This window comes from Mesorhizobium sp. M0306 (assembly GCF_040321655.1).
GTDB lineage: Bacteria > Pseudomonadota > Alphaproteobacteria > Rhizobiales > Rhizobiaceae > Mesorhizobium.
This window is the reverse complement of the sequence record NZ_JAMYRY010000003.1, coordinates 201,409-221,951: the sequence shown is the minus strand read 5'-3', so window position 1 is coordinate 221,951 and position 20,543 is coordinate 201,409. Positions and strand designations below refer to the sequence as shown.

Genomic DNA, 20,543 nt, shown 5'->3' with positions numbered 1-20,543 from the left:
GCAGGTTTTTGCTATTCTGCCTGCCGGTCGATGCCGGAGGAGCGGACGGCAGAACGGCCGGTCAGGACAAGGAGGAGTCGAATGCTGAAAGAGTTTCAGGAATTCATTTCCAGGGGCAATGTGGTGGACCTGGCCGTCGCCGTCATCATTGGCGCTGCCTTCGGCAAGATCGTCACCTCGCTGGTCGACGACATCATCATGCCTATTGTAGGTGCGATCTTCGGAGGACTGGACTTCAACAACTACTTCATACCCCTGTCTTCTGCGGTGAATGCAACCTCGCTGGCTGATGCAAAGAAACAGGGTGCGGTCTTCGCCTATGGCAGCTTCATCACCGTGGCGCTGAATTTCCTTATCCTCGCCCTCATCATCTTCCTGATGGTCAAGGCGGTGAACAATCTGCGCCAGCGTCTGGAGCGCGAGAAACCGGCCGCCCCGGCCGCTCCGCCGCCAGCCGACGTCGCGCTGCTCACCGAAATTCGCGATCTCCTCGCCAGAAAATAGCGCCTGCGAGAACCTTTCTGGACCAAAACCCCGGTCGCTTGCGGCCGGGGTTTTCTGTTTTCGTCCGTCCTGAAACACGCTAGCAGTCGAGCAAACGAAAACGGATCCATCCATGACCCTGATCGATACTCTGCGCGCCGAGGCGCGGGCGGCGCCTGAAAGCGGCATTGTCGCCGTCATGAACCGTGGCCGCGGCCGCGACGGCATGATCCCGCTCTGGGCCGGCGAGGGCGACCTGCCGACGCCTGCCTTCATCACCGATGCCGCCGCCAAGGCACTCGCCGGCGGCGAGACCTTCTACACCTGGCAGCGGGGCATTCCTGAACTCAGGCAGGCGCTCGCCCGCTACTACACCAGGCATTTCGGCAAGACTTTCGCCAACGAAGAATTTATCGTCACCGGCTCCGGCATGCACGCTATCCAGTTGGCCATCGATGCGGTGGCCGGCAAGGGCGACGAACTCGTCTACCTGTCGCCGGCATGGCCGAACTTCGCCGCCGCCGCCGGGGTGGCCGGCGCCGTGCCCGTCGCGGTCACGCTCGACCAGTCGGGCAATGGCTGGTCCTGCGATGTCGACAAGATCGCAGCGGCGATCACGTCGCGAACCAAGGCGCTGTTCGTCAACACGCCGTCCAACCCGACCGGCTGGACCGCCGACAAGGAAACGCTGCAGGCGATCCTCGATCTCGCCCGCGAGAGGGGCCTGTGGATCATCGCCGACGAGATCTACGCGCTGTTTCATTACGGCCATGGCCGCGCGCCGTCCTTCATCGACATCATGGCTGATGAGGACCGCATCCTGTTCGTCAATTCCTTTTCCAAGAACTGGGCGATGACCGGCTGGCGCATCGGCTGGATCAAGATCCATCCCGCCTTGCAGCAGGTGTTCGAGAACCTGGTCCAGTATTCGACCTCCGGCGTTGCGCAGTTTATGCAGCGCGGCGCCGTCGTCGCGCTCGACGAGGGCGATGCCTTCATCGTCGAACAGGTAGAGCGGGCGAGGGCGGCGCGCGACTTGGTCTGCGGCATTCTCGCCGAAACCGGCAGGGCCCGGTTCACCGTACCGCAGGGCGCATTCTATCTGTTCTTCGCCGTCGACGGCATCACCGATTCCCGCGCTGCCGCCTTCGACATGGTCGACCGCGCCAATGTCGGCCTGGCTCCCGGCACCGCCTTCGGCCCCGGCGGTGAAGCCTTCCTCAGGCTGTGCTTCCACCGCCGTCTCGACCAGCTCGAGGAAGCCGCGCACCGGCTGGCGAAATGGATGAAGAGTGTGTGAGGTGTGTTGAGGTTCGCGCCAGGCATCGCAGCACTGAAAAATGAGGCGGCACCGATAGGCGGCTACCGCAATGATGCCCGTGGCGGCGGAGTTACCCGCCCGACTTTGGCACCAGCAACGGAATGACGCGGTCGCTCTTGGCGACCGACGGTCGGCCCGCCGAACCGTAGGAAATCCCCAACGCGTCCCATGTCTCGACCAGCGCGTCCTGCAGAGAGGCGATCAGCGCGTCCGAATGGAACGGTGTCGGCGTGATGCGCAGCCGCTCGGTGCCGCGCGGCACTGTCGGGTAGTTGATCGGCTGGATGTAGATGCCGTGCACACCGAGCAGGCGGTCGCTGGCCATCTTGCAGAGCTCGGGATCGCCGACCAGAAGCGGCACGATGTGGGTAGGCGACTCCATCACCGGCAGGCCGGCCGCGGCCAGCACTTGCTTGGTCCGTGTTGCCTGACGCAGCTGCGCATCGCGCTCGGCCTGCGAGCGCTTGAGATGGCGGATCGAGGTGGTTGCCGCGGCAGCGATCGCCGGCGGCAACGCCGTGGTGAAGATGAAGCCCGGCGCATAGGAGCGCACCGCGTCGATCACCGCAGTGTTGCCGGCGATGTAGCCGCCAAGCGTGCCGAACGCCTTGGCCAGTGTGCCCTCGATGATGTCGATGCGGTCGGCCAGCCCTTCGCGCTCGGTGATGCCGCCGCCGCGCGGCCCGTACATGCCGACGGCGTGGACCTCGTCGATGTAGGTCATGGCGTTGTAGCGCTCGGCGAGATCGACGATCTGCTTGATCGGCGCGATGTCGCCGTCCATCGAATAAACGCTCTCGAAGACGATCAGCTTGGCGCGCTCGCGGCCGGCCGTCTGCAGCAGGCTTTCGAGATGCGCGACGTCGTTATGGCGGAAAATCTTCTTCTCGGCGCCCGAGCGCCGCACGCCTTCGATCATCGAAGCGTGGTTGAGCTCGTCCGAGATGATCAGGCAATTGGGAAGCAGCTTTGCAATGGTCGAGATCGACGCCTCGTTGGAAACGAAGCCGGAGGTGAAAACCAGTGCGGCTTCCTTGTCGTGCAGGTCGGCCAGCTCCAGTTCGAGCTCGACCAGCGGGTTGCTGGTGCCGGAAATGTTGCGGGTGCCGCCAGCCCCCGACCCCATCTTGCCTGCCGCCTTCTGGAACGCGGCAATGACGTCCGGATGCTGGCCCATGCCGAGATAGTCGTTGGAGCACCAGACGGTAATTTCCTCGGCGCGGCCATTGGCGCGCCAGATGGCGCGCGGGAATTTCCCTACGATACGCTCAAGGTCGGCGAAGACGCGGTAGCGACGCTCTGCATGGAGCTGGTCGATCGCTTCCTCGAAAAACCGCTGATAGTTCATGTCGCCTTCCAGTTTTGCGCGGGATCATAGTCATTGGCCCATTCGTCGTCCACCTGGCCTTTTTGGTCAAAATGCCACGCCCCGAGCCTGTTCCTAACGACCACGGAACGTGGCCTATTCCCTTGATGTGGATCAATCTTGTTTCAGGACAATGCCACGCGCCGATGAGACCGGTTACCGCAGGTTCTAATGGCTTGGCGGCAGGTTTTCCAGTAAGGCGACGATTGAGACAGTGCCGATAAATCATGAATAGCGAGGATGCGGATGACGGTTTTGGTGACAGGCGGTGCCGGCTATATCGGTAGCCATATGGTCTGGGAATTGCTGGACACGGGTGACAGCGTCGTCGTCCTCGACCGGCTTTCGACCGGCTTTGAATGGGCGGTGGCTCCGGAAGCAAAGCTCGTCGTCGGCGACGTCGCCGACAGGGAACTGGTCGCCTCGATCATTCGCGACAATAAGGTCGACGCGATCATCCATTTCGCCGGCTCGATCGTGGTCCCCGAATCGGTCGCCGACCCGCTTGCCTATTACGAGAACAACACCTGCAAGACACGCACCTTGATCGAGACCGCGGTGCGCGAAGGCGTGCCCAATTTCATCTTTTCCTCGACCGCCGCCGTCTATGGCGGCGCGGGCCTGGAGCCGGTGCGCGAGGATGCCCGGCTTGCGCCGGAATCGCCGTACGGCCTGTCCAAGCTGATGAGCGAATGGATGCTGCGCGACGCGGCAATTGCCCATGGGTTGCGCTATACGGCGCTGCGCTATTTCAACGTCGCCGGCGCCGACCCGAAGGGCCGCACCGGCCAGTCGACGCCCGGTGCCACGCATTTGATCAAGGTCGCTTGCGAGACGGCGCTCGGCAAGCGCCCCTTCATGCAGGTGTTCGGCACCGACTATCCGACGCCGGACGGCACCTGCATGCGCGACTATATCCATGTCAGCGACCTGGCGGCGGCGCATCGGCTGGCGCTGCAGCGGCTGCGTGCCGGCGGATCGAGCCTGGTCGCCAATTGCGGCTACAGCCACGGCTATTCGGTGCTCGAGGTCATCGACAGCGTACGCCGCGTCTTCGGCCATGATTTCGAGGTACGGATGGGCGATCGCCGCGCCGGCGACGCCGCCGCGGTGGTCGCCAATTCGGAGCTGGCGCGCGGCGAACTCGGCTGGGTTCCGCAGCGCGACAACCTCGACCAGATCGTTGCCGATGCGCTTGCCTGGGAGCGCATCCTGACCAGCAAGAATTCGGCTCTGGGGTGATATGGCCTCTCCGCAAGGACTCGTTCAGCGCGCTGGGGGCGGAATGAAAATCCTGGTGCTTGGAGCCGGCGTCGTCGGCACGGCGGCGGCCTATTGTCTGGCCAGCGACGGCCATGAGGTGACGGTGATCGAGCGCCATCCGGCGGCGGCGCGCGGCACCAGCCGGTCGAATGCTGGCCTGGTGTCGCCTGGCGATGCCACCGCCTGGGCCTCGCCCGCCGCACTTAAAACGTTCCTGCGCGGCCTCTACAACCACGATCTCGGCATCAAGGTGCGGCTGCGCTTCGATCCGTATTTTTTCGCCTGGAGCCTGCGCTTCCTGCGCCAGTGCACGCATAAGCGCATGCGCGCCAACACCGACGTCAAGCTGCGTCTGGCGCTCTATTCGCGCGACTGCATCAACGCCGTCTCCGCCGAGACCGGCATCCACTATGACGAGCGCAAGAAAGGCATTCTGTATTTCTTCCGCTCGCAGCAGAGCTTTGATACCGGCACCGACAATTACCGCTATCTCGGCGAACACGGCCTGCCGATCGAGATCGTCGGCCGCGATCGGCTGGTCGAGCTCGAGCCGGGCCTCGCCGGCGCCAAGGACAAGATTGCCGGCGGCGTCTATTCGCCGATCGACCAGACCGGCGACTCCAGCCAATTCACGCAGCGCCTCGCTGCCTATGCCGCCGAGAAACTCGGCGTCCAGTTCCTCTACGGCACGACGGTCGAAGGCCTCGACATCGACGGCGGCCGCGTGCGCGCGGTGATGACCTCGGCCGGCCCGATAACCGGCGACGCGGTGGTCATCTCTATGGGACCGGAGAGCGGTCTGCTCGGCCGCCGCTACGGCATCGACCTGCCCGTCTATCCCGTGAAGGGCTATACCGTGACTGTTCCGCTGGAAGATGAAAGCAAGGGGCCGATCATGGGCGGCGCCGACGAGGACCGGCTGATCGGCTATTCCAGGCTGGGAAATCGGCTGCGGATGTCCTCGACGGCGGAGTTCACCGGTTTCGACCGCGCGTTCAAGCCACGCGATTTCAACTCGATCCTGAACACCGGCAAGGACCTGTTCCCGGGTGCCTTCGACGAGAGCAAGGCCGAGCTCTGGGCTGGACTTCGCCCGATGATGCCGAACTCCGTGCCGGTCATCGGACGGGCGCGGTACGAGAATCTCTACCTCGACACCGGCCACGGCCATCTCGGCTGGACCATGGCCTGCGGCTCGGGAAAGTTCCTTGCCGACATAGTTGCCGGCCGCAAGCCGGAGATCGATCCGCAAGGATTGGTCTACGCGGGCTAGGCATCTCCGGACATCAGGGCGCCATGAGCTCGGCGGTCAGGCTCGTTCGTCGACCGCCGAACGCCAGGAGCGCACGTAACTTGTCCAGAGTGGATCGGCCGACGGTTCGGTCCTTTCGCCTCTGCCTTGCGGCGTCCCCTGGTCCGACGCCAGCAAGGCGGCGCCGATGCTGGTGCCTGTCGCAGCCTCGGAGGCAATGACGGCGCGTGCTGTCGCGGCAGCCAGCACGCGGGTGAACAGCCGGTTGCGGGCGAAGGGTCCTTCGACGATGGTTGACCCCTCGCCGCCGATCAGGTCGAGGCAGGTCGCGGTCATCAGCGCCAGATAGAACGAGATGGCGACAAAACGCTGGCCATTGTTGATGCCGTCCGCGTTAAGCCATGATGCAGTATGATGCGGAAACGGCCCCGAACCCTGTTGGGTCGAAGGCAATAGGGACGTCTTGCGCGCGAGCACCGTGGCAACATCGTGTTCCGTCCAGTCTTCCGATTGGCCTTCGGTCAGCAGGGAAAACTCGCGGCCACCCATGAAGCGCGCCGAAGGCACGGGATCGCCGAGTGCGTTGACATTGACCAGCGTGTCGCGGGCCGGATCGAGCGCGACCTTGCTGCAGCCGACCGCCATCGAGACCACCCAGGTGCCGGTCGAGACAACGGAGAAGGGCGGCTTGTCGGACAGGAGATGCGGCAGCAGCGAGGCGTTGGAATCGTGCAGGCCGCAATACACCGGCGTTTGCGGATCGAGGCCGGTTTGCCGCGCGAGAGCGGGCAGGATCGGGCCCAAGCGGTCCTTGGCCTGCCGCACCGGCGCCATTAGCCGGCGCCATTGCAGCCGGTCGACCAGTGAGGAAAAATCCGCTTTCCACGGGTTCCACAGATCGGTGTGGCAGCCGAGCGAAGTCACCTCGCTGGCGGCGACGCCGGTCAGGCGCAAGGCCCAGTATTGCGGATACATCAGCATCGCGGCGGTTCTGGCGAAATCCGCCGGAAAGCGCTTCTGCTGCCAAAACAGCTGCGCGCCGAGATTGAGGCCGGCCGGCAGGCGTGGCGTGCCGGTCTCGAAGAATGCCGGACGGATCGTGTCATAGTCCCCGGCAAGGGCATCCGGCCCGTCGAATTCGTAGTCGAGCACCGGCAGCGCCAGCTCGCCTGATGCGTCGACCAGCACGCCCGTTGCGCCATGGGTGGTGATCGATATCGCATCGATGCGCTGCTCGCGATCGATCTCGGCCAGGCTGCCGAGGATAAACGCCCATAACCGCTCGACGTCATGGTGCGGGTACTGGCCTTGCCGAACCGGCTCGTTCGCCACCGTGCGCAGGGCCACTTCGCTCGATGTGGCGAGATCGACCAGCGCCACCTTGGCGTTGGTCTTGCCGATATCGATAACGGCGACGTAGCGGGTCATTCCATATGGAACATTGTTTCCAGCGGCACCGCCACCGGCTCGTTGTTCGGCTTGGTTTCCATGATGTCGGCCATCTCGGCCCACCAGCGCTGCATCACCGGATGCTTCGGCAATTCGTCCATACCGTGGTCATCGCGTCGCCACAGCACGCCGAACAGTATGTTGGTCTCCTCGTCGAGATGGATCGAGTAATCGGAGATACCAGCCTGTTTTAGCAACGCGACGAGTGACGGCCAGATGTCGTCGTGGCGCCTCTTGTACTCGGCCTTCATGCCGGGATTGAGCTTCATCTTGAACGCGTATTTCTCCGGCATCAGGCAAAGCGCTCCCGCCGCACGCGCCGCCACAGGATCGGCAGCGCGATGACGATGATCAGCAGCAGGCCGATGAAGATCGACATGACGATCCCGGGCACATTGAGCAGGCCGAGGCCGAAGGTCACCAGTCCCATGATAAAGGCCGCCAGCACCACGCCCAAAATGCTGCCGGCGCCGCCCAGGATGCTGACGCCGCCGAGCACCACCATGGTAATGACTTCGAGCTCGTAGCCCTGCGCGATAGACGGCCGGGTCGAGCCGAGCCGCGATGTGATCAGCACCGACGCGATGCCCGCCATCAGTCCGGTCAGGCAAAACAGGATGAATTTGATGCGGCCTACGCGTACGCCGGAAAACTGCGCCGCGACCGGGTTGTTGCCGATGGCAAAGACCCGGCGGCCGAAGCTCGTGCGGTGTAGAAGGAACCAGTAGATAACTGCCGCGATCAGGAACAGCGTCAGTTCGAACGACACGACCCACCAAACATAGCCCTGGCCGAAGAAGGCGAAACTCGCGGGGTAGCCCTTATAGGCACGGTCGCCCAGGATGATGAAGGCAATGCCGCGAAACAGGCTCATCGTGCCGATTGTGACGACGATCGACGGCAAGCCGAGCCTGGTGACGAGCAGGCCGTTGAATGCGCCGCAGCCGAGCCCGACGACGAGGCCGATTGCCACCAGCACCGGAGTGCCGGCGCCGGCCTGCACCGCCATGCCCATCATCGTTGACGCCAGCGCAATGATGGCGGCGACCGACAGGTCGATTTCGCCGGAGATGATCAGCAGCGCCATGGCCAGCGCGATCAGCGCCTTTTCCGTGAAGTTGAAAGTCAGGTCCGACAGCGACCACGCGTCGAGGAAATAGGGCGAGGCAAAACTGTTCACGGCAAAGATAGCGATGGCCACCGCGATTAGCAGCGCCTCCCATGAGAAAATCGCCGCAGTGAAAGGCTTGTCGAGCCGGTCGGGAATGTGGCGTGGGGCAGGGGTGTCGGTCATGCCGCTTCCGCCTTCTTGAGAATGATGCGGCCTTGCCGGCGTTCGCCGCGTGCGTTGAGCACTACGGCCAGGATGATGGCGCTGCCTGAAATCGCCATTTGCCAGAAGGGCGAGATGTTGATGACCGGCAGCGCGTTGGAGATGATGCCAAGGAACAGCGCACCGAGCACCGCGCCGCCGACCGAGCCGATGCCGCCGGCAATCGAAATGCCGCCGATGACGCAGGCGGCGATGATGTTGAGCTCATAGCCATTGGCGACCTCGACCGAGGCGATGACGTAGCGCGAAATCCAGAGATAACCGCAGAGGCCGCCGATCATCCCCGAAATGCAGAAGACGATGAACTTGGTCCGGCCGACATCGATGCCGGCATAGACCGATGCGGTCGGGTTGACGCCGATGGCGTAGATCGAGCGGCCGAGCGCGGTGCGCGTCATCACGAGGAAAAACAATGCAATGACCAGCAGGGCGATCCACGACAGCACCGGAATACCGAGGAACGCCGCGCGCTGCAGGCCGATGAAATCAGCGCTCATCTGATCGGCGTTGACCCAGGCGCCGCCTGATATGACAAAGGTGGCGCCGCGGTAGATGGTGAGCGTGCCGAGCGTAACCACGATCGAGGGAATGTTCAGCCGCCACACCAGCAGGCCGTTGATGGCGCCGAGCACGAGCCCGACCAGAAGTGCGATGACGATCAGCAGCGGGATCGGGATTGCCGGATGTGCGGCGTTCAGCATCGCCACCACCATGCCGGTGAAGCAGAGATTGGAAGCCATCGACAGGTCGATCGAGCGGGTCAGGATGACGACCATCTGGCCGAGCGCCAGGATCATCAGGATCGACGTGTCGTTGAACACCTGGCGCAGATTGGCCGGATCGGCAAAACCTGGAAACCGCGTTGAGATCAGCCCGATCAGCACGACGATTGCCGCCAGCAGCCAGATTTCGCGGTATTTGAGAAAAGCCTTCATGCCGCGATCCCCGCTGCCGTGCTGACCAAGGTTTCGGCGTCGAGCCCTTTATTGTCGTAGACCGCGGCAATGCGGCCCTCGCGCATGACGACGACGCGGTCCGACATGCCGAGGATTTCCGGCAGTTCGGACGACACCATGATCACCGACAGGCCTTGCGCGACGAGCTCGGCCATGAAGCCGTGCACGGCCGCCTTCGAGCCGATGTCGATGCCCTTGGTCGGCTCGTCCAAGATGATCACCTTGGGCGCGGTCGCCAGCCATTTGGCGATGACGATCTTCTGCTGGTTGCCGCCCGACAGCGTGCCGACATCCTGGCTGAGCGAGGAGGCGCGCAGGTCGAGCCGCTCTGTGTAGGCGCGGGCCAGGGCGAACTCTTCCGCCAGCCGCAACATGCCGGACTTGGAGGTACGATTGAGCGAGGGCAGCGAGACATTCTGGAAGATCGGCAGGCCGATCACCACACCTTGCTTGCCGCGCTCCTCCGGCACATAGACGATGCCGGCATTGATCGAATCCGCCGCCGATTTCGGCGCGATCGCCTTGCCCTCCAGCGTGATCGTGCCGCCGCTGGTGCGGGTGATGCCTGATATCGCCTGCATCACCTCGCTGCGCCCGGCGCCGACAAGGCCGTAGAAGCCGAGGATTTCGCCCCTGTGCAGCTCGAAGCCAATGTCGTCGAACTCGGTCGGATGCGACAGGCCGGAGATGGCCAGCACCGGCGCGCCGATCTCGGCCTTGCGCTGCGGAAAGATGTGATCGACCGAGCGGCCGACCATCATGCGCACGATCTGGCTCTGGCCGGCGTCCTTGATCAGGCCTTCGCCGACCATCTCGCCATCGCGGAACACCGTATAGCGGTCGGCGATGCGGTAGATCTCGTCGAACTTGTGGCTGATGAACAGGATCGCCTTGCCTTCGCTCTTCAGGAATTCGATCAGCAGGAAAAGCTCTTCGATCTCCTTCATCGAGAGCGCTGCCGTCGGCTCGTCCATGATGACGATCCGCGCGTCGATCGACATGGCGCGGGCAACCGCGACAAGGTGCTTGTTGGCGATGCCGAGATCCTTCAGCCTGGCGTCGGCGTCGATATGACCGGCGCCCATCGTGTCGAGCACCTCGCGGGCATTCTTGCGCATGGTGCGCCAGTCGATGGTTTTGAAACGCGTGCGCGGCGCATGGCCGAGGAAGATGTTTTCGGCCACCGTCAGGTCGTCGAACAGCACGGTTTCCTGGTGGATGGCGGTGATGCCATGCCCGAATGCGGCGTGGGCGCTGGGCAGTGTGACCGGCTGGCCGTCGATGCTGATCGTGCCAGCATCAGGCTGGTAGATGCCGGTCATGATCTTGACCAGCGTCGACTTGCCGGCGCCGTTTTCGCCGATCAGCGCGGTTACCTGGCCGGGATAGAGCGACAGGCCGACATCGTGCAGCGCGCGCACGCCGGGAAAGCTTTTCGAGATGCCGGACAGCGTTAGGCGCGGTCCGGAAGACAAAGGCGCTTCCTTCGCCACTTCGTGTTGGGCTGTCGTGTCCATAATCGTATCAAGCCCTGAAGCAAGGTTCGTTTGAAAGCGCGGCGGGACCTGAGCCCCGCCGCACCAGTTCGAAGGCTCCAGGATCAATAGATCTTGGAGAACTTTTCGATGTTCGACTTGTCGAACTGGAAGGGCGGAGCCATCGCAGCCGAGTTGGTGTCGTCGAGCGTGACCTTGCCGACGCGGCCGATCGACAGCGTCGCACCGGGCTTCGCCTCTTCCTTCTTCACCGCCAGGTCATGGGCGAGGTAGACGGCGGAGTAGCCGAGGTCGATCGGGTTCCACAGCGCAACCGCCTGGCTAGCGCCATTGTCGATGAACTTCTTGAACTCCGACGGCAGCGCCAGGCCGGTGACGTTGACCTTGCCGATCAGGCCTTCATCGGTCACCACCTGCGCGGCGGCAACGACGCCGACCGTGGTCGGTGCGATGATCGCCTTGAGGTTCGGATAGGACTTCAAAAGACCCTTGGCCTCGTCCGTGCTCTTGGCCGAGTCGTCGTCGCCATAGACGGTGGCGACGAGCTTGATCTTGGGGAACTTCTCCGGCAGCACCTTCTTGGCCGCGTCGATCCAGGCGTTCTGGTTGGTCGCGGTCGACGAAGCCGACAGGATGGCGACGTCGCCGCCTTCCGGCAGGTAGTCGGCGGCAAGCTTGATGATGGTCTCGCCGATCAGGTTGGTGTCGGAGGGGTTGAGGTGAAGCTGGCGTCCTTCCGGCGCGACGCCCGAATCCCACGAGATGACGGTAATGCCACGCTCCATTGCCTTCTTCAGCACCGGCACCAGCGCGTCGGCGTCGTTCGCCGAAATGGCGATGGCGTTGACCTTCTGTGCGATCAGCGAATTGACCACTTCGATCTGCGCTTCGGCGGTCGCCTTGGTCGGGCCGGTGTAGATGATGTCGACATCGCCGAGTTCCTTGGCCGCCTCTTCGGCGCCCTTGTTGGCGGCGTCGAAGAAGCCGTTGCCGAGCGACTTCACCACCAGCGCGATCTTGACGTTTTCGGCGTAGGCGGCATTCACGAACATGGCGGCGGAGAACGCCGCCGTAACCATCAATTTCTTCAGAAAGCTCATCGAATATCCTCCCTTGAGCGTTGCATTCCATCGCCGCTGCGGGCGTGAGGTTTCTCAGGCCTGCAGCGAAGATTCTTCCTTATTGCCCAGCGTTGTGCGGGCGACGATCAGCGTCACGCCGGCGGTCTCCAGCATCTTGGCCTCGCGATCCTCGATGCCGTCGTCGGTGATCACCGTGGCGATGCGCGACAGGCCGCACAGGATCAGGCTGGAGCGCTTGCGGAACTTCGAGGAATCGACCAGCACCACCAACTCGTCCGCCTGGTCGATCAGTTTCTGCTCGGCCTGGATCAGCAGCGGGTCGCCTTCCATAAGACCCAGCGGCCCCAGCCCCTGCGCGCCCATGAACATGCGGCGCGCGTAGAAATTGCGCGTCACGTCATTGTCGAACGGCGACAGGATGATGTTCTGCTCGCGGTAGATGGTGCCGCCCGACAGCATCACCGTGTTCTTGGAGTGCCTGAGCAGGTGCTCCGCGATCGGGAAGGAATTGGTGAAGATCGGCATGCGGCGGCCGGTCAGGAAATGTACCATCTGGAAGGTGGTGGTGCCGCCATTGATGATGATCGGCTCGCCGTCCTTGCACAGCTCCACGGCTTCCCGCGCGATTGCCCGCTTCTGCGAAGCGTTGATGGTCTCGTTGACGGAAAAGGGCCGGCCGGCAAGGCCGATGAATTGCGGCGGCGAGAGCGCCTCGGCGCCGCCGCGCACGCGGCGCAGGCGCTTTTGCACGTGCAATGCCGCGATGTCGCGCCGGATTGTCGCCTCGGACGACTCCGTCAGGTCGACCATCTCCTGCACCGTCACCACAGGCTTTTCCTGGACGGCGGACAGAATGATCCTGTGGCGCTCTTTCTCGTGCATGGTTCCTCCCTGCCTGAGCATCTAGGCACCCCAAGCGCGCAGTGTCAATCATTTCCGATCAGATAATTTCATTGTGCACTGCAATATGATTGATGTTGATCGTTTGTGATTGACAAGACGGCCGCTTGCGTAGAAATTCGCACAAAAGGGACCCGCGCCGTTTGCGTGTCCCAAAGGGAGGATATCTATGCTCGACAAGCGCTCCGGCAGGCGCCTCGCCAATCTTTGGGATGACGCAAAAGCGCAAGCAATGAGCGAGCCCGAACGTCTGGTCTATCGCTCGAACGTCCTTGGCTCCGACAAGCGCGTCACCAATTATGGCGGCGGCAACACCTCCTCCAAGATCTGGCAAAAGGATCCGCTCACCGGCGAGAGCGTGGAAGTGCTGTGGGTCAAGGGCTCGGGCGGCGACAGCGCCTCGATCAAGCTCGACGGCTTCGCCACGCTCTACATGGACAAATTGCGGGCGCTGAAAGGTCTCTATCGCGGCCTCGAACATGAGGACGAGATGGTGGGCTATCTGCCTCATTGCACCTTCAATCTCAACCCGCGCGCGGCTTCGATCGACACGCCGCTGCATGCCTTCGTGCCGAAGCCTTATGTCGATCATATGCACCCCGATGCCATCATCGCCATTGCGGCCGCCAAGGATTCGCAGGCGCTGACCAAGGAGATCTTCGGCGACACGATCGGCTGGCTGCCATGGAAACGTCCGGGCTTCGAGCTCGGCCTGTGGCTGGAGAAATTCTGCCGCGAAAACCCTGATGCCAAGGGTGTCGTGCTGGCCAGCCATGGCCTGTTCAGCTGGGGCGACACGCCGAAGGAATGCTACGAGACGACGATCTCGGTGATCAACCAGGCGATCGACTGGTTCGAGCGCAAGAGCCAGGGCAAGCCGATCTTCGGCGGCGAAGTCGTCAAATCGCTCGATGCGCCGGCGCGTCGCGCCGTGGCCGCAAAACTGATGCCGAGGATCCGCGGCTTGATCTCGGAGAAAAGCCACAAGCTCGGTCATTTCGATGATTCTCCTGCGGTGCTCGAATTCGTCAATTCCAGGGATTTGCGGCCGCTGGCGGCACTCGGCACATCCTGCCCCGACCACTTCCTGCGCACCAAGATCCGGCCGCTGGTCATCGAGTTCGATCCCAACAATCCGGACGTCGATGCCGTCATTGCCCGTCTTGCCGACGATGTGGCGGAGTATCGCGTCGGCTATCAGGCCTATTATGACCGCTGCAAGCACGCGGATTCGCCACCGGTGCGCGATCCCAACGCCGTCGTCTATCTGATGCCCGGCGTCGGCATGTTCACCTTCGCCGGCGACAAGGCGACGGCGCGCATATCGGGCGAATTCTACGTCAACGCCATCAACGTCATGCGCGGTGCCTCGACGGTCTCGACCTATGTCGGCCTGCCCGACCAGGAAGCCTTCGACATCGAATACTGGCTGCTCGAAGAGGCAAAGCTGCAGCGCCTGCCGAAACCAAAGGCTCTTGCCGGCCAGATTGCGCTGGTCACCGGCGGCGCCGGCGGCATCGGCCGGGCGACCGCCAACCGGCTGTTGCGCGAAGGCGCCTGCGTCGTGCTGGCCGACATCGACGAGGCAGCCCTTGCCAGCGCCAATGACGAACTGGCGAAAGCCTACGGCAAGGATTTCGTGCGGCCCGTCGTCATCAACGTCACGTCCGAGGATCAGGTGGTCTCCGGTTTTGCCGAGACGGCGGTCGAATTCGGCGGCATCGATATTCTGGTCTCCAATGCCGGCCTGGCCTCCTCGGCGCCGATCGAGGACACCACGCTGGCGCTGTGGAACAAGAACATGGACATCCTGTCGACCGGCTATTTCCTGGTTTCGCGGGAGGCGTTCCGGCTGTTTCGGGCGCAGAAGATCGGCGGCAACGTCGTCTTCGTCGCCTCCAAGAACGGGCTTGCCGCATCGCCCAACGCCGCCGCCTATTGCACAGCCAAGGCCGCCGAAATCCATCTGGCACGCTGCCTGGCGCTGGAAGGCGCGGAAGCGCAGGTCAGGGTCAATGTCGTCAATCCCGACGCCGTGCTGCGCGGCTCGAAGATCTGGACCGGCGAGTGGAAGGAACAGCGCGCAGCCGCCTACAAGATGTCGACCGACGATCTCGAAGAGCACTACCGCTCGCGTTCGATGCTGAAGCGCTCGGTGTTCCCCGAAGACATCGCCGAGGCGATCTATTTCTTCGCCTCCGACATGTCGGCAAAATCGACCGGCAACATCATCAACGTCGACGCCGGCAACGCGCAGAGTTTTACGCGATAAGCGACCGTCTTTGAGGGTTGCGCTGCCCCTCATCCGCCTACCGGCACCTTCTCCCCGTATAGTGACGGGGAGAAGGGAAGCGCTCCAACGCCGGTGATCCCCCTCTCCCCGTTCTTTACGGGGAGAGGGTAACGGTGAGGGGCAGCGCCGACCAACGCAAATTGGGAGGAAACCACCATGTCCGAAACCATCATCTCCGCCGACCTCGTCGACAGGCACAATGCCGCGCGCGATGCCGACCTCAGACGCGACTACGGCTCTCTCGGCGAGCGCCTCGACCGCCGCGGCATTGCCATCGATGCCATCCGCGACAAGGTCGAGAAATTCGCCGTCGCCATCCCGTCCTGGGGCGTCGGCACCGGCGGCACCCGCTTTGCCCGCTTTCCCGGCGCCGGCGAGCCGCGCGACATTTTCGACAAGATCGAGGACTGCGCCGTCATCCGGCAGCTGACGCAGGCGACGCCGACCGTCTCGCTGCACATTCCGTGGGACAAGGCCGATCCGAACCGGCTGAAGCAGGCGGCATCCCGCTTCGGCCTCGGCTTCGACGCCATCAACTCCAACACCTTCTCCGACGCCAGGGACCAAAAACTTTCCTATAAATTCGGCTCGCTGTCGCATGCCGATGCAGCAACACGCCGGCAGGCCGTCGAGCACAATCTCGAATGCATCGAGATCGGCAGGACGCTGGGCTCGAAAGCGCTGACGGTGTGGATCGGCGACGGCTCGAATTTTCCCGGCCAGGTCAATTTCGCCAAGTCGTTCGAGCGCTATCTCGACGCGATGAAGGAGATCTATGCCGGGCTGCCGGACGACTGGAAGCTGTTCACCGAGCACAAGATGTACGAGCCGGCCTTCTATTCGACCGTCGTGCAGGATTGGGGTACCAACTACATCATCGCCACCGAACTCGGCGACAAGGCGTTCTGTCTGGTCGACCTTGGCCATCACGCCCCCAACGTCAATATCGAGATGATCGTCTCGCGGCTGATCCAGTTCAAGAAGCTCGGCGGCTTCCATTTCAACGATTCCAAATATGGCGACGACGACCTCGATGCCGGCTCGATCGATCCCTACCGGCTGTTCCTGGTCTTCAACGAGCTGGTCGATGCCGAGCTTTCAGGTGCCGAAGGTTTCGATCCGGCCCACATGCTCGACCAGAGCCACAACGTCACCGATCCGATCGAAAGCCTGATGCTGTCGGCAGTTGAGGTGCAGCGCGCTTATGTCCAGGCGTTGCTGGTCGACCGCAAGGCGCTCGAAGGCTTCCAGGACGCCAATGACGCACTGATGGCGACGCAGACGCTGAAAACCGCCTATCGCACCGATGTCGAGCCGATCCTCGCCATGGCGCGGCTGAAGACCGGCGGTGCCATCGATCCGGTCGCTGCCTACCGCGCCGCCGGCTATCGGGCGAAGGTCGCGGCGGAACGGCCGGCGGTCGCGAGCGTCGGCGGCGGGATTGTCTGATGTTGGGGTGAACAAAAAACCCGCCTGAGGCGGCTCGCGGTGCGATTCAGCACCATACCCAAATTAGTAGCATAGCTGCCGGCACAAAGCAAGAACAAAGTTGCTGAGACGTGAAAATTCTGAGAGCCGCAATGAAGCGTCGCCTTGCTACCAACGCTCCGGCGCTCAGCGGTCACGGAATGGATCCTAGGATCCATGCCGTGACATCAGCCGAAGATCGCAACGGTGGTTACGCAGCGAACCGGCACAAGCATACGACGCCTTTTTCGCATCATTGTCAGTAGACTCAGCCTCTCCAAGCGCGTTTTCTAGGCCCACCCCAAGCCTCGGAGAACGGCCATGCACCGCCGCACCCTAATCGCCGTCAGCCTTTCCCTCACCTTGACCTTTGTCCCGCTGCTCGCCTTTGCCGCCTCACCGCAGCCGGCGAAGGGCGAGCATGGCATGGTGGTGACCGGCCAGCATCTGGCCTCGGAAGTCGGCGTCGAGGTGCTGAAGAAAGGCGGCAACGCCGTCGATGCCGCGGTCGCCGTCGGTTATGCGCTCGCTGTCGTCTACCCGAACGCCGGCAATATCGGCGGCGGCGGCTTCATGACCATCCGCTTCAAGGACGGCCGCTCGACCTTCCTCGATTTCCGCGAGCGCGCGCCGCTCGCCGCGACCAAAACCATGTATCTCGACAAGGACGGCAAGCCGGTGAAGGGCGCCAGCCTCGACGGCTATCTGGCGGTCGGCGTGCCGGGCTCGGTCGCTGGTTTCGAATTGGCGCGGGAGAAATACGGCACGCTGACGCGGCAGGATTTGCTGGCGCCGGCCATCCGCTTTGCCAAGGAAGGCTTCCTGCTGGAGCAGGGCGATGCGGCCTCGCTCCAGGGCGGCGCGGAGCGGTTGGCGAGGGACCAATCGGCGGCAGCCATTTTCCTCAAGCCGGACGGCAAGCCTTATGCCTTCGGCGAGCGCCTCGTTCAGCCCGATCTCGCGGCTTCGCTTGCCGCCATTTCCGAACGCGGGGCGGATGCCTTCTACAAAGGCGCGATCGCCGACGCCATCGTCAAGGCGAGCGGCGAGAAGGGCGGCATTCTGGCCAAGGCTGATTTCGAAAACTACGCGGTGCGCGAGCTCAAGCCGGCGACCTGCAATTATCGCGGCTACGAGATCATTTCCTCGCCGCCGCCGAGCTCCGGCGGCGTCATCATCTGCGAGATCCTCAACGTGCTTGAGTTCTATCCGCTGTCCTATCTCGGCGCGGGTTCGGCCGAGACGGTTCACGTCATGGTCGAGGCGATGCGCCACGCCTATGTCGACCGCAATTCGGCGCTCGGCGACCCCGGCTTCGTCGACAATCCGGTCGCAAAACTGCTCGACAAGAATTACGCTAGGGAAATCCGCGAAAAGATCGATCCGTTCCGGGCCGGCGTGTCGCAGGAACTGATGCCGAAGGGCTTTGGCGAGAGCAGCGAGACAACGCATTATTCGATCATCGACAATGATGGCAACGCCGTCGCGGTAACCTACACGCTGAACGGCTCTTTCGGCGCCGGCGTTGTCGCCGCCGGCACCGGCATCCTGCTCAACAACGAGATGGACGATTTCACCCAGAAACCCGGAGTGCCCAATCTCTATGGCCTGGTCCAGGGCGAGGCGAATGCGATTGCGCCGAAAAAGACGCCGCTGTCGTCGATGAGCCCGACCATCCTCGCCAAAGACGGCAAGCCGTTCATGGTCATCGGCAGCCCCGGCGGTTCACGCATCATCACCATTACGCTGGAGGCGATCGTCAACGTCATCGACCACGGCATGAACATCCAGGAGGCGATCGACGCGCCGCGCGTCCATCACCAATGGTTGCCCGACACGGTCTATATCGAACCTTTCGGCCTGTCGCCCGATACCGAAAAGCTGCTTACCGGCATGGGCTACCACCTCGATCTTGCCGACACGACCTGGGGCCAGGCGGCCGGCATCCTGGTCGGCGGCAAGAGCCTGGCGGACATCGAGAAGGGTGGCGGCGCCCGCTACAACGGCGCCATCGACAGCCGCGCCGCATCCGGCAAGGCTATCGGGTATTAGATCATGATCCCGAACCGAAGGTCAGCGGCAAAAAGTGGAAACCGGTTTCGGATAAATCATATGGTCAATAGAAAGATTTCGCCTTGCTTCAAGTGACCAGTGCGATGGTCGACGCGATCAGCATCAGCGCCGCGATGCCGACGAACAGCGCGTAGATGCGCGGCCGGTCGAGCAGAAGCGCATTGCCGGATATCCATGCCGCGGTGGCGCCGCCAAGCGCGAAGAAGAAGGTGCTGCGGCGCCCGAAGCTCAAGCCGGCAGCCATCAGGCCACCGATGATCAGGGCGCCGAACACGATGATCACGGCGACTGCGTATTTTTCGAAATCGTTGCTGCCGGCGCTCGGGCCGATCGCGTTCAACCTCGACAGATCGTCCGGATCGAACGGGCTGGTCGACCCATATTCGTCTTGACCGACAGGCTCATGCATCATTCGTTCTCCGCAAACCGACAGCAAATCATCAAGCCTCGCCGAGCGCAACCGCTCGCCGAATGTGATCGGCACGGTGTTCAACACTTTCTGGCGGCGGCTTGCCAGAGATTTTTGGGTGCGCGCTTTGATCGGCCCGTTGCGCGGCCTGGTCAAGCGCTTTGCCCGAGCTGAATCTTCAAGCCGCCCTGGCCAAAGACTGCGTCGCCTGAATGGAAGCCCCAAGCACCGCCTGTGCGGTGTCGGCCTGCCTTTCATCGACATGCGCCAGCACCAGGATCACACCTTGTTCGGCATCCCGCTGGCCCGGCTGCTTGCCGATTTCGGACAATTTCCCCAGAAGTCTGCCGGTAACGCCGCCCAAGACTGCACCGACGAGCGCCGATGCCAGCCATCCCGCGCCGAGGGGATCGATGCCGGGCATGTCAAAGGCGCCGAGGCCGGCCAACAAACCGGCTGCCGCGCCAAGGGCGGCACCGGTGCCTGGACCGCGCAAGACGGCGTCGATTTCGTCATCGTAGGGTCCGATGACACTGATCTGGTGGCGGGCAATTCCTGCCGCCTGAAGCGTTTCGACGGCACGCGCCGCCTGGTCAAGGGAATCGAAAAGTCTGCTGATTGTTCGCATTGAAACTGCCTGTGAGGCCCCCCGGCCCTCCACGGTACGGCGGGGTTCCTGCCGAGCGACGACGCCGAGGAACCCCTGACGCATACGTCGCCCGCCGCTCATTTCTGAGCGGCGGGCGATGGCTGCCCGAGCTTTCACGTCACTCGATGACCTTGACGATCTTGCGCGTGCCTGGGTCGACGACAACGGTGCGGTTGTCAATCACGACATAACGATATTTGACGCTCGGGACCTCATGAAGCTCGACGGTGTCCGGGAGCGTCGAGCCGATGTTGAGCTCCACCCCAGGGATTTTCACCGAGGCGAGCGGCTGCTTCTTCACATACTCCTTGATGACCGTTTCCTGCTCCGGCTCGATGACAACGTCTTGCGCCGCAGCGGCGCCGATGCCTGCCAGCAGCAACAGTCCCGCCGCTGCGGTGGAAAAATGCATTCTCATGGTCGTCTCCTTTGCGAACTCGGTCCGCTCTTCGCGCCAAGGCTCACTCGAACGGAAGGCAGTTGAAAACGTTCCGTCGACGGGGCTTCGGTCCCGCCCGGCAGGGACCAACCGACGTGTTGCCGCAGGACCTAAGTCTGATCCTTGCGCGCAAAGGGTTGGTTCATCGCGTGACCCGGAACCGCCGCGGCGCGTAGCCGTTGCTGGCTGCACGTTCCGGGAGGATTCCATGGAAAAAGTCGACGGTTGCTCGTATCGATCTCGGCCGTTTCCATTCCGATCGAACCCGGCATCTGCGCAGCCTGTCCCTTCCTGCACCGATAGGGTTCGCGC

Annotated in this window: 18 protein-coding genes; 8 read left to right on the top strand and 10 right to left on the bottom strand. The window is 63.0% G+C overall.

What is annotated here, in order from left to right:
* Nucleotides 1-81 precede the first annotated feature (81 nt).
* Complete coding sequence (mscL, locus tag NKI95_RS07985) at nt 82-504, top strand: large conductance mechanosensitive channel protein MscL (RefSeq protein ID WP_352715847.1); 423 nt, start codon at nt 82-84, stop codon at nt 502-504.
* 112 nt (nt 505-616) lie between these two features.
* Nucleotides 617-1,783: a pyridoxal phosphate-dependent aminotransferase gene (locus NKI95_RS07980; protein ID WP_352715649.1), complete on the top strand. Its 1,167-nt coding sequence runs from the start codon at nt 617-619 to the stop codon at nt 1,781-1,783.
* Nucleotides 1,784-1,874: 91 nt separating this feature from the next.
* On the opposite strand, the gene hemA is transcribed toward NKI95_RS07980, so the two are convergent.
* Nucleotides 1,875-3,152 (bottom strand): 5-aminolevulinate synthase, encoded by a 1,278-nt coding sequence (gene hemA, locus NKI95_RS07975; RefSeq protein ID WP_352715646.1) that lies wholly within the window; start codon nt 3,150-3,152, stop codon nt 1,875-1,877.
* 264 nt (nt 3,153-3,416) lie between these two features.
* Between hemA and galE the strand changes: the two genes are divergently transcribed.
* Together galE and NKI95_RS07965 are read left to right on the top strand one after the other, a co-directional pair.
* Entirely contained in the window at nt 3,417-4,412 is a 996-nt protein-coding gene (gene galE, locus NKI95_RS07970; protein WP_352715644.1) for a UDP-glucose 4-epimerase GalE, read from the top strand.
* 43 nt (nt 4,413-4,455) lie between these two features.
* Nucleotides 4,456-5,706 (top strand): D-amino acid dehydrogenase, encoded by a 1,251-nt coding sequence (locus NKI95_RS07965; RefSeq protein WP_352715642.1) that lies wholly within the window; start codon nt 4,456-4,458, stop codon nt 5,704-5,706.
* Nucleotides 5,707-5,742: 36 nt separating this feature from the next.
* Here NKI95_RS07965 and NKI95_RS07960 read toward each other — a convergent pair whose 3' ends face one another.
* From NKI95_RS07960 to NKI95_RS07930, 7 genes are all read right to left on the bottom strand, one after another.
* On the bottom strand, nt 5,743-7,113 hold the full coding sequence (locus NKI95_RS07960) for an FGGY-family carbohydrate kinase (protein ID WP_352715640.1): 1,371 nt from the start codon (nt 7,111-7,113) through the stop codon (nt 5,743-5,745).
* Nucleotides 7,110-7,427 carry an L-rhamnose mutarotase gene (gene rhaM, locus NKI95_RS07955; RefSeq protein WP_352715637.1) on the bottom strand — a complete coding sequence of 106 codons (318 nt, stop codon included), beginning with the start codon at nt 7,425-7,427 and terminating at the stop codon, nt 7,110-7,112. The genes NKI95_RS07960 and rhaM overlap by 4 nt, the downstream gene beginning before the upstream one ends.
* Nucleotides 7,427-8,428 carry an ABC transporter permease gene (locus tag NKI95_RS07950; protein ID WP_352715635.1) on the bottom strand — a complete coding sequence of 334 codons (1,002 nt, stop codon included), beginning with the start codon at nt 8,426-8,428 and terminating at the stop codon, nt 7,427-7,429. Before NKI95_RS07950 ends, rhaM begins: the two co-directional genes overlap by 1 nt.
* Nucleotides 8,425-9,402, bottom strand: a complete 978-nt coding sequence (locus NKI95_RS07945; RefSeq protein ID WP_352715632.1) for an ABC transporter permease — start codon at nt 9,400-9,402, stop codon at nt 8,425-8,427. Before NKI95_RS07945 ends, NKI95_RS07950 begins: the two co-directional genes overlap by 4 nt.
* Nucleotides 9,399-10,940, bottom strand: coding sequence for a sugar ABC transporter ATP-binding protein (locus NKI95_RS07940; RefSeq protein WP_352715629.1), 1,542 nt, complete (start codon nt 10,938-10,940; stop codon nt 9,399-9,401). Before NKI95_RS07940 ends, NKI95_RS07945 begins: the two co-directional genes overlap by 4 nt.
* A gap of 83 nt (nt 10,941-11,023) precedes the next feature.
* Nucleotides 11,024-12,019 carry a rhamnose ABC transporter substrate-binding protein gene (rhaS, locus tag NKI95_RS07935; protein WP_292660985.1) on the bottom strand — a complete coding sequence of 332 codons (996 nt, stop codon included), beginning with the start codon at nt 12,017-12,019 and terminating at the stop codon, nt 11,024-11,026.
* A gap of 54 nt (nt 12,020-12,073) precedes the next feature.
* Entirely contained in the window at nt 12,074-12,883 is an 810-nt protein-coding gene (locus NKI95_RS07930) for a DeoR/GlpR family DNA-binding transcription regulator (RefSeq protein WP_292660987.1), read from the bottom strand.
* 187 nt (nt 12,884-13,070) lie between these two features.
* Here NKI95_RS07930 and NKI95_RS07925 point away from each other — a divergent pair, with 187 nt between their 5' ends.
* The 3 genes from NKI95_RS07925 (at nt 13,071) to ggt (ending at nt 18,713) form a co-directional block, all read left to right on the top strand.
* Nucleotides 13,071-15,173 (top strand): bifunctional rhamnulose-1-phosphate aldolase/short-chain dehydrogenase, encoded by a 2,103-nt coding sequence (locus tag NKI95_RS07925; protein WP_352715625.1) that lies wholly within the window; start codon nt 13,071-13,073, stop codon nt 15,171-15,173.
* Nucleotides 15,174-15,350: 177 nt separating this feature from the next.
* Complete coding sequence (rhaI, locus tag NKI95_RS07920) at nt 15,351-16,643, top strand: L-rhamnose catabolism isomerase (protein ID WP_352715622.1); 1,293 nt, start codon at nt 15,351-15,353, stop codon at nt 16,641-16,643.
* Between the two features lie 339 nt (nt 16,644-16,982).
* The gene (ggt, locus tag NKI95_RS07915; protein WP_352715619.1) at nt 16,983-18,713 is read left to right on the top strand and encodes a gamma-glutamyltransferase; all 1,731 of its coding nucleotides are present in this window, start codon (nt 16,983-16,985) and stop codon (nt 18,711-18,713) included.
* 88 nt (nt 18,714-18,801) lie between these two features.
* Here ggt and NKI95_RS07910 read toward each other — a convergent pair whose 3' ends face one another.
* Nucleotides 18,802-19,146, bottom strand: coding sequence for a hypothetical protein (locus NKI95_RS07910; RefSeq protein ID WP_254820014.1), 345 nt, complete (start codon nt 19,144-19,146; stop codon nt 18,802-18,804).
* A gap of 61 nt (nt 19,147-19,207) precedes the next feature.
* Here NKI95_RS07910 and NKI95_RS07905 point away from each other — a divergent pair, with 61 nt between their 5' ends.
* Nucleotides 19,208-19,774, top strand: a complete 567-nt coding sequence (locus tag NKI95_RS07905; protein WP_352715616.1) for a hypothetical protein — start codon at nt 19,208-19,210, stop codon at nt 19,772-19,774.
* 136 nt (nt 19,775-19,910) lie between these two features.
* Here the strand turns inward: NKI95_RS07905 and NKI95_RS07900 are convergent, their stop codons facing one another.
* Complete coding sequence (locus NKI95_RS07900; protein ID WP_352715613.1) at nt 19,911-20,210, bottom strand: DUF1236 domain-containing protein; 300 nt, start codon at nt 20,208-20,210, stop codon at nt 19,911-19,913.
* Nucleotides 20,211-20,543 lie beyond the last annotated feature (333 nt).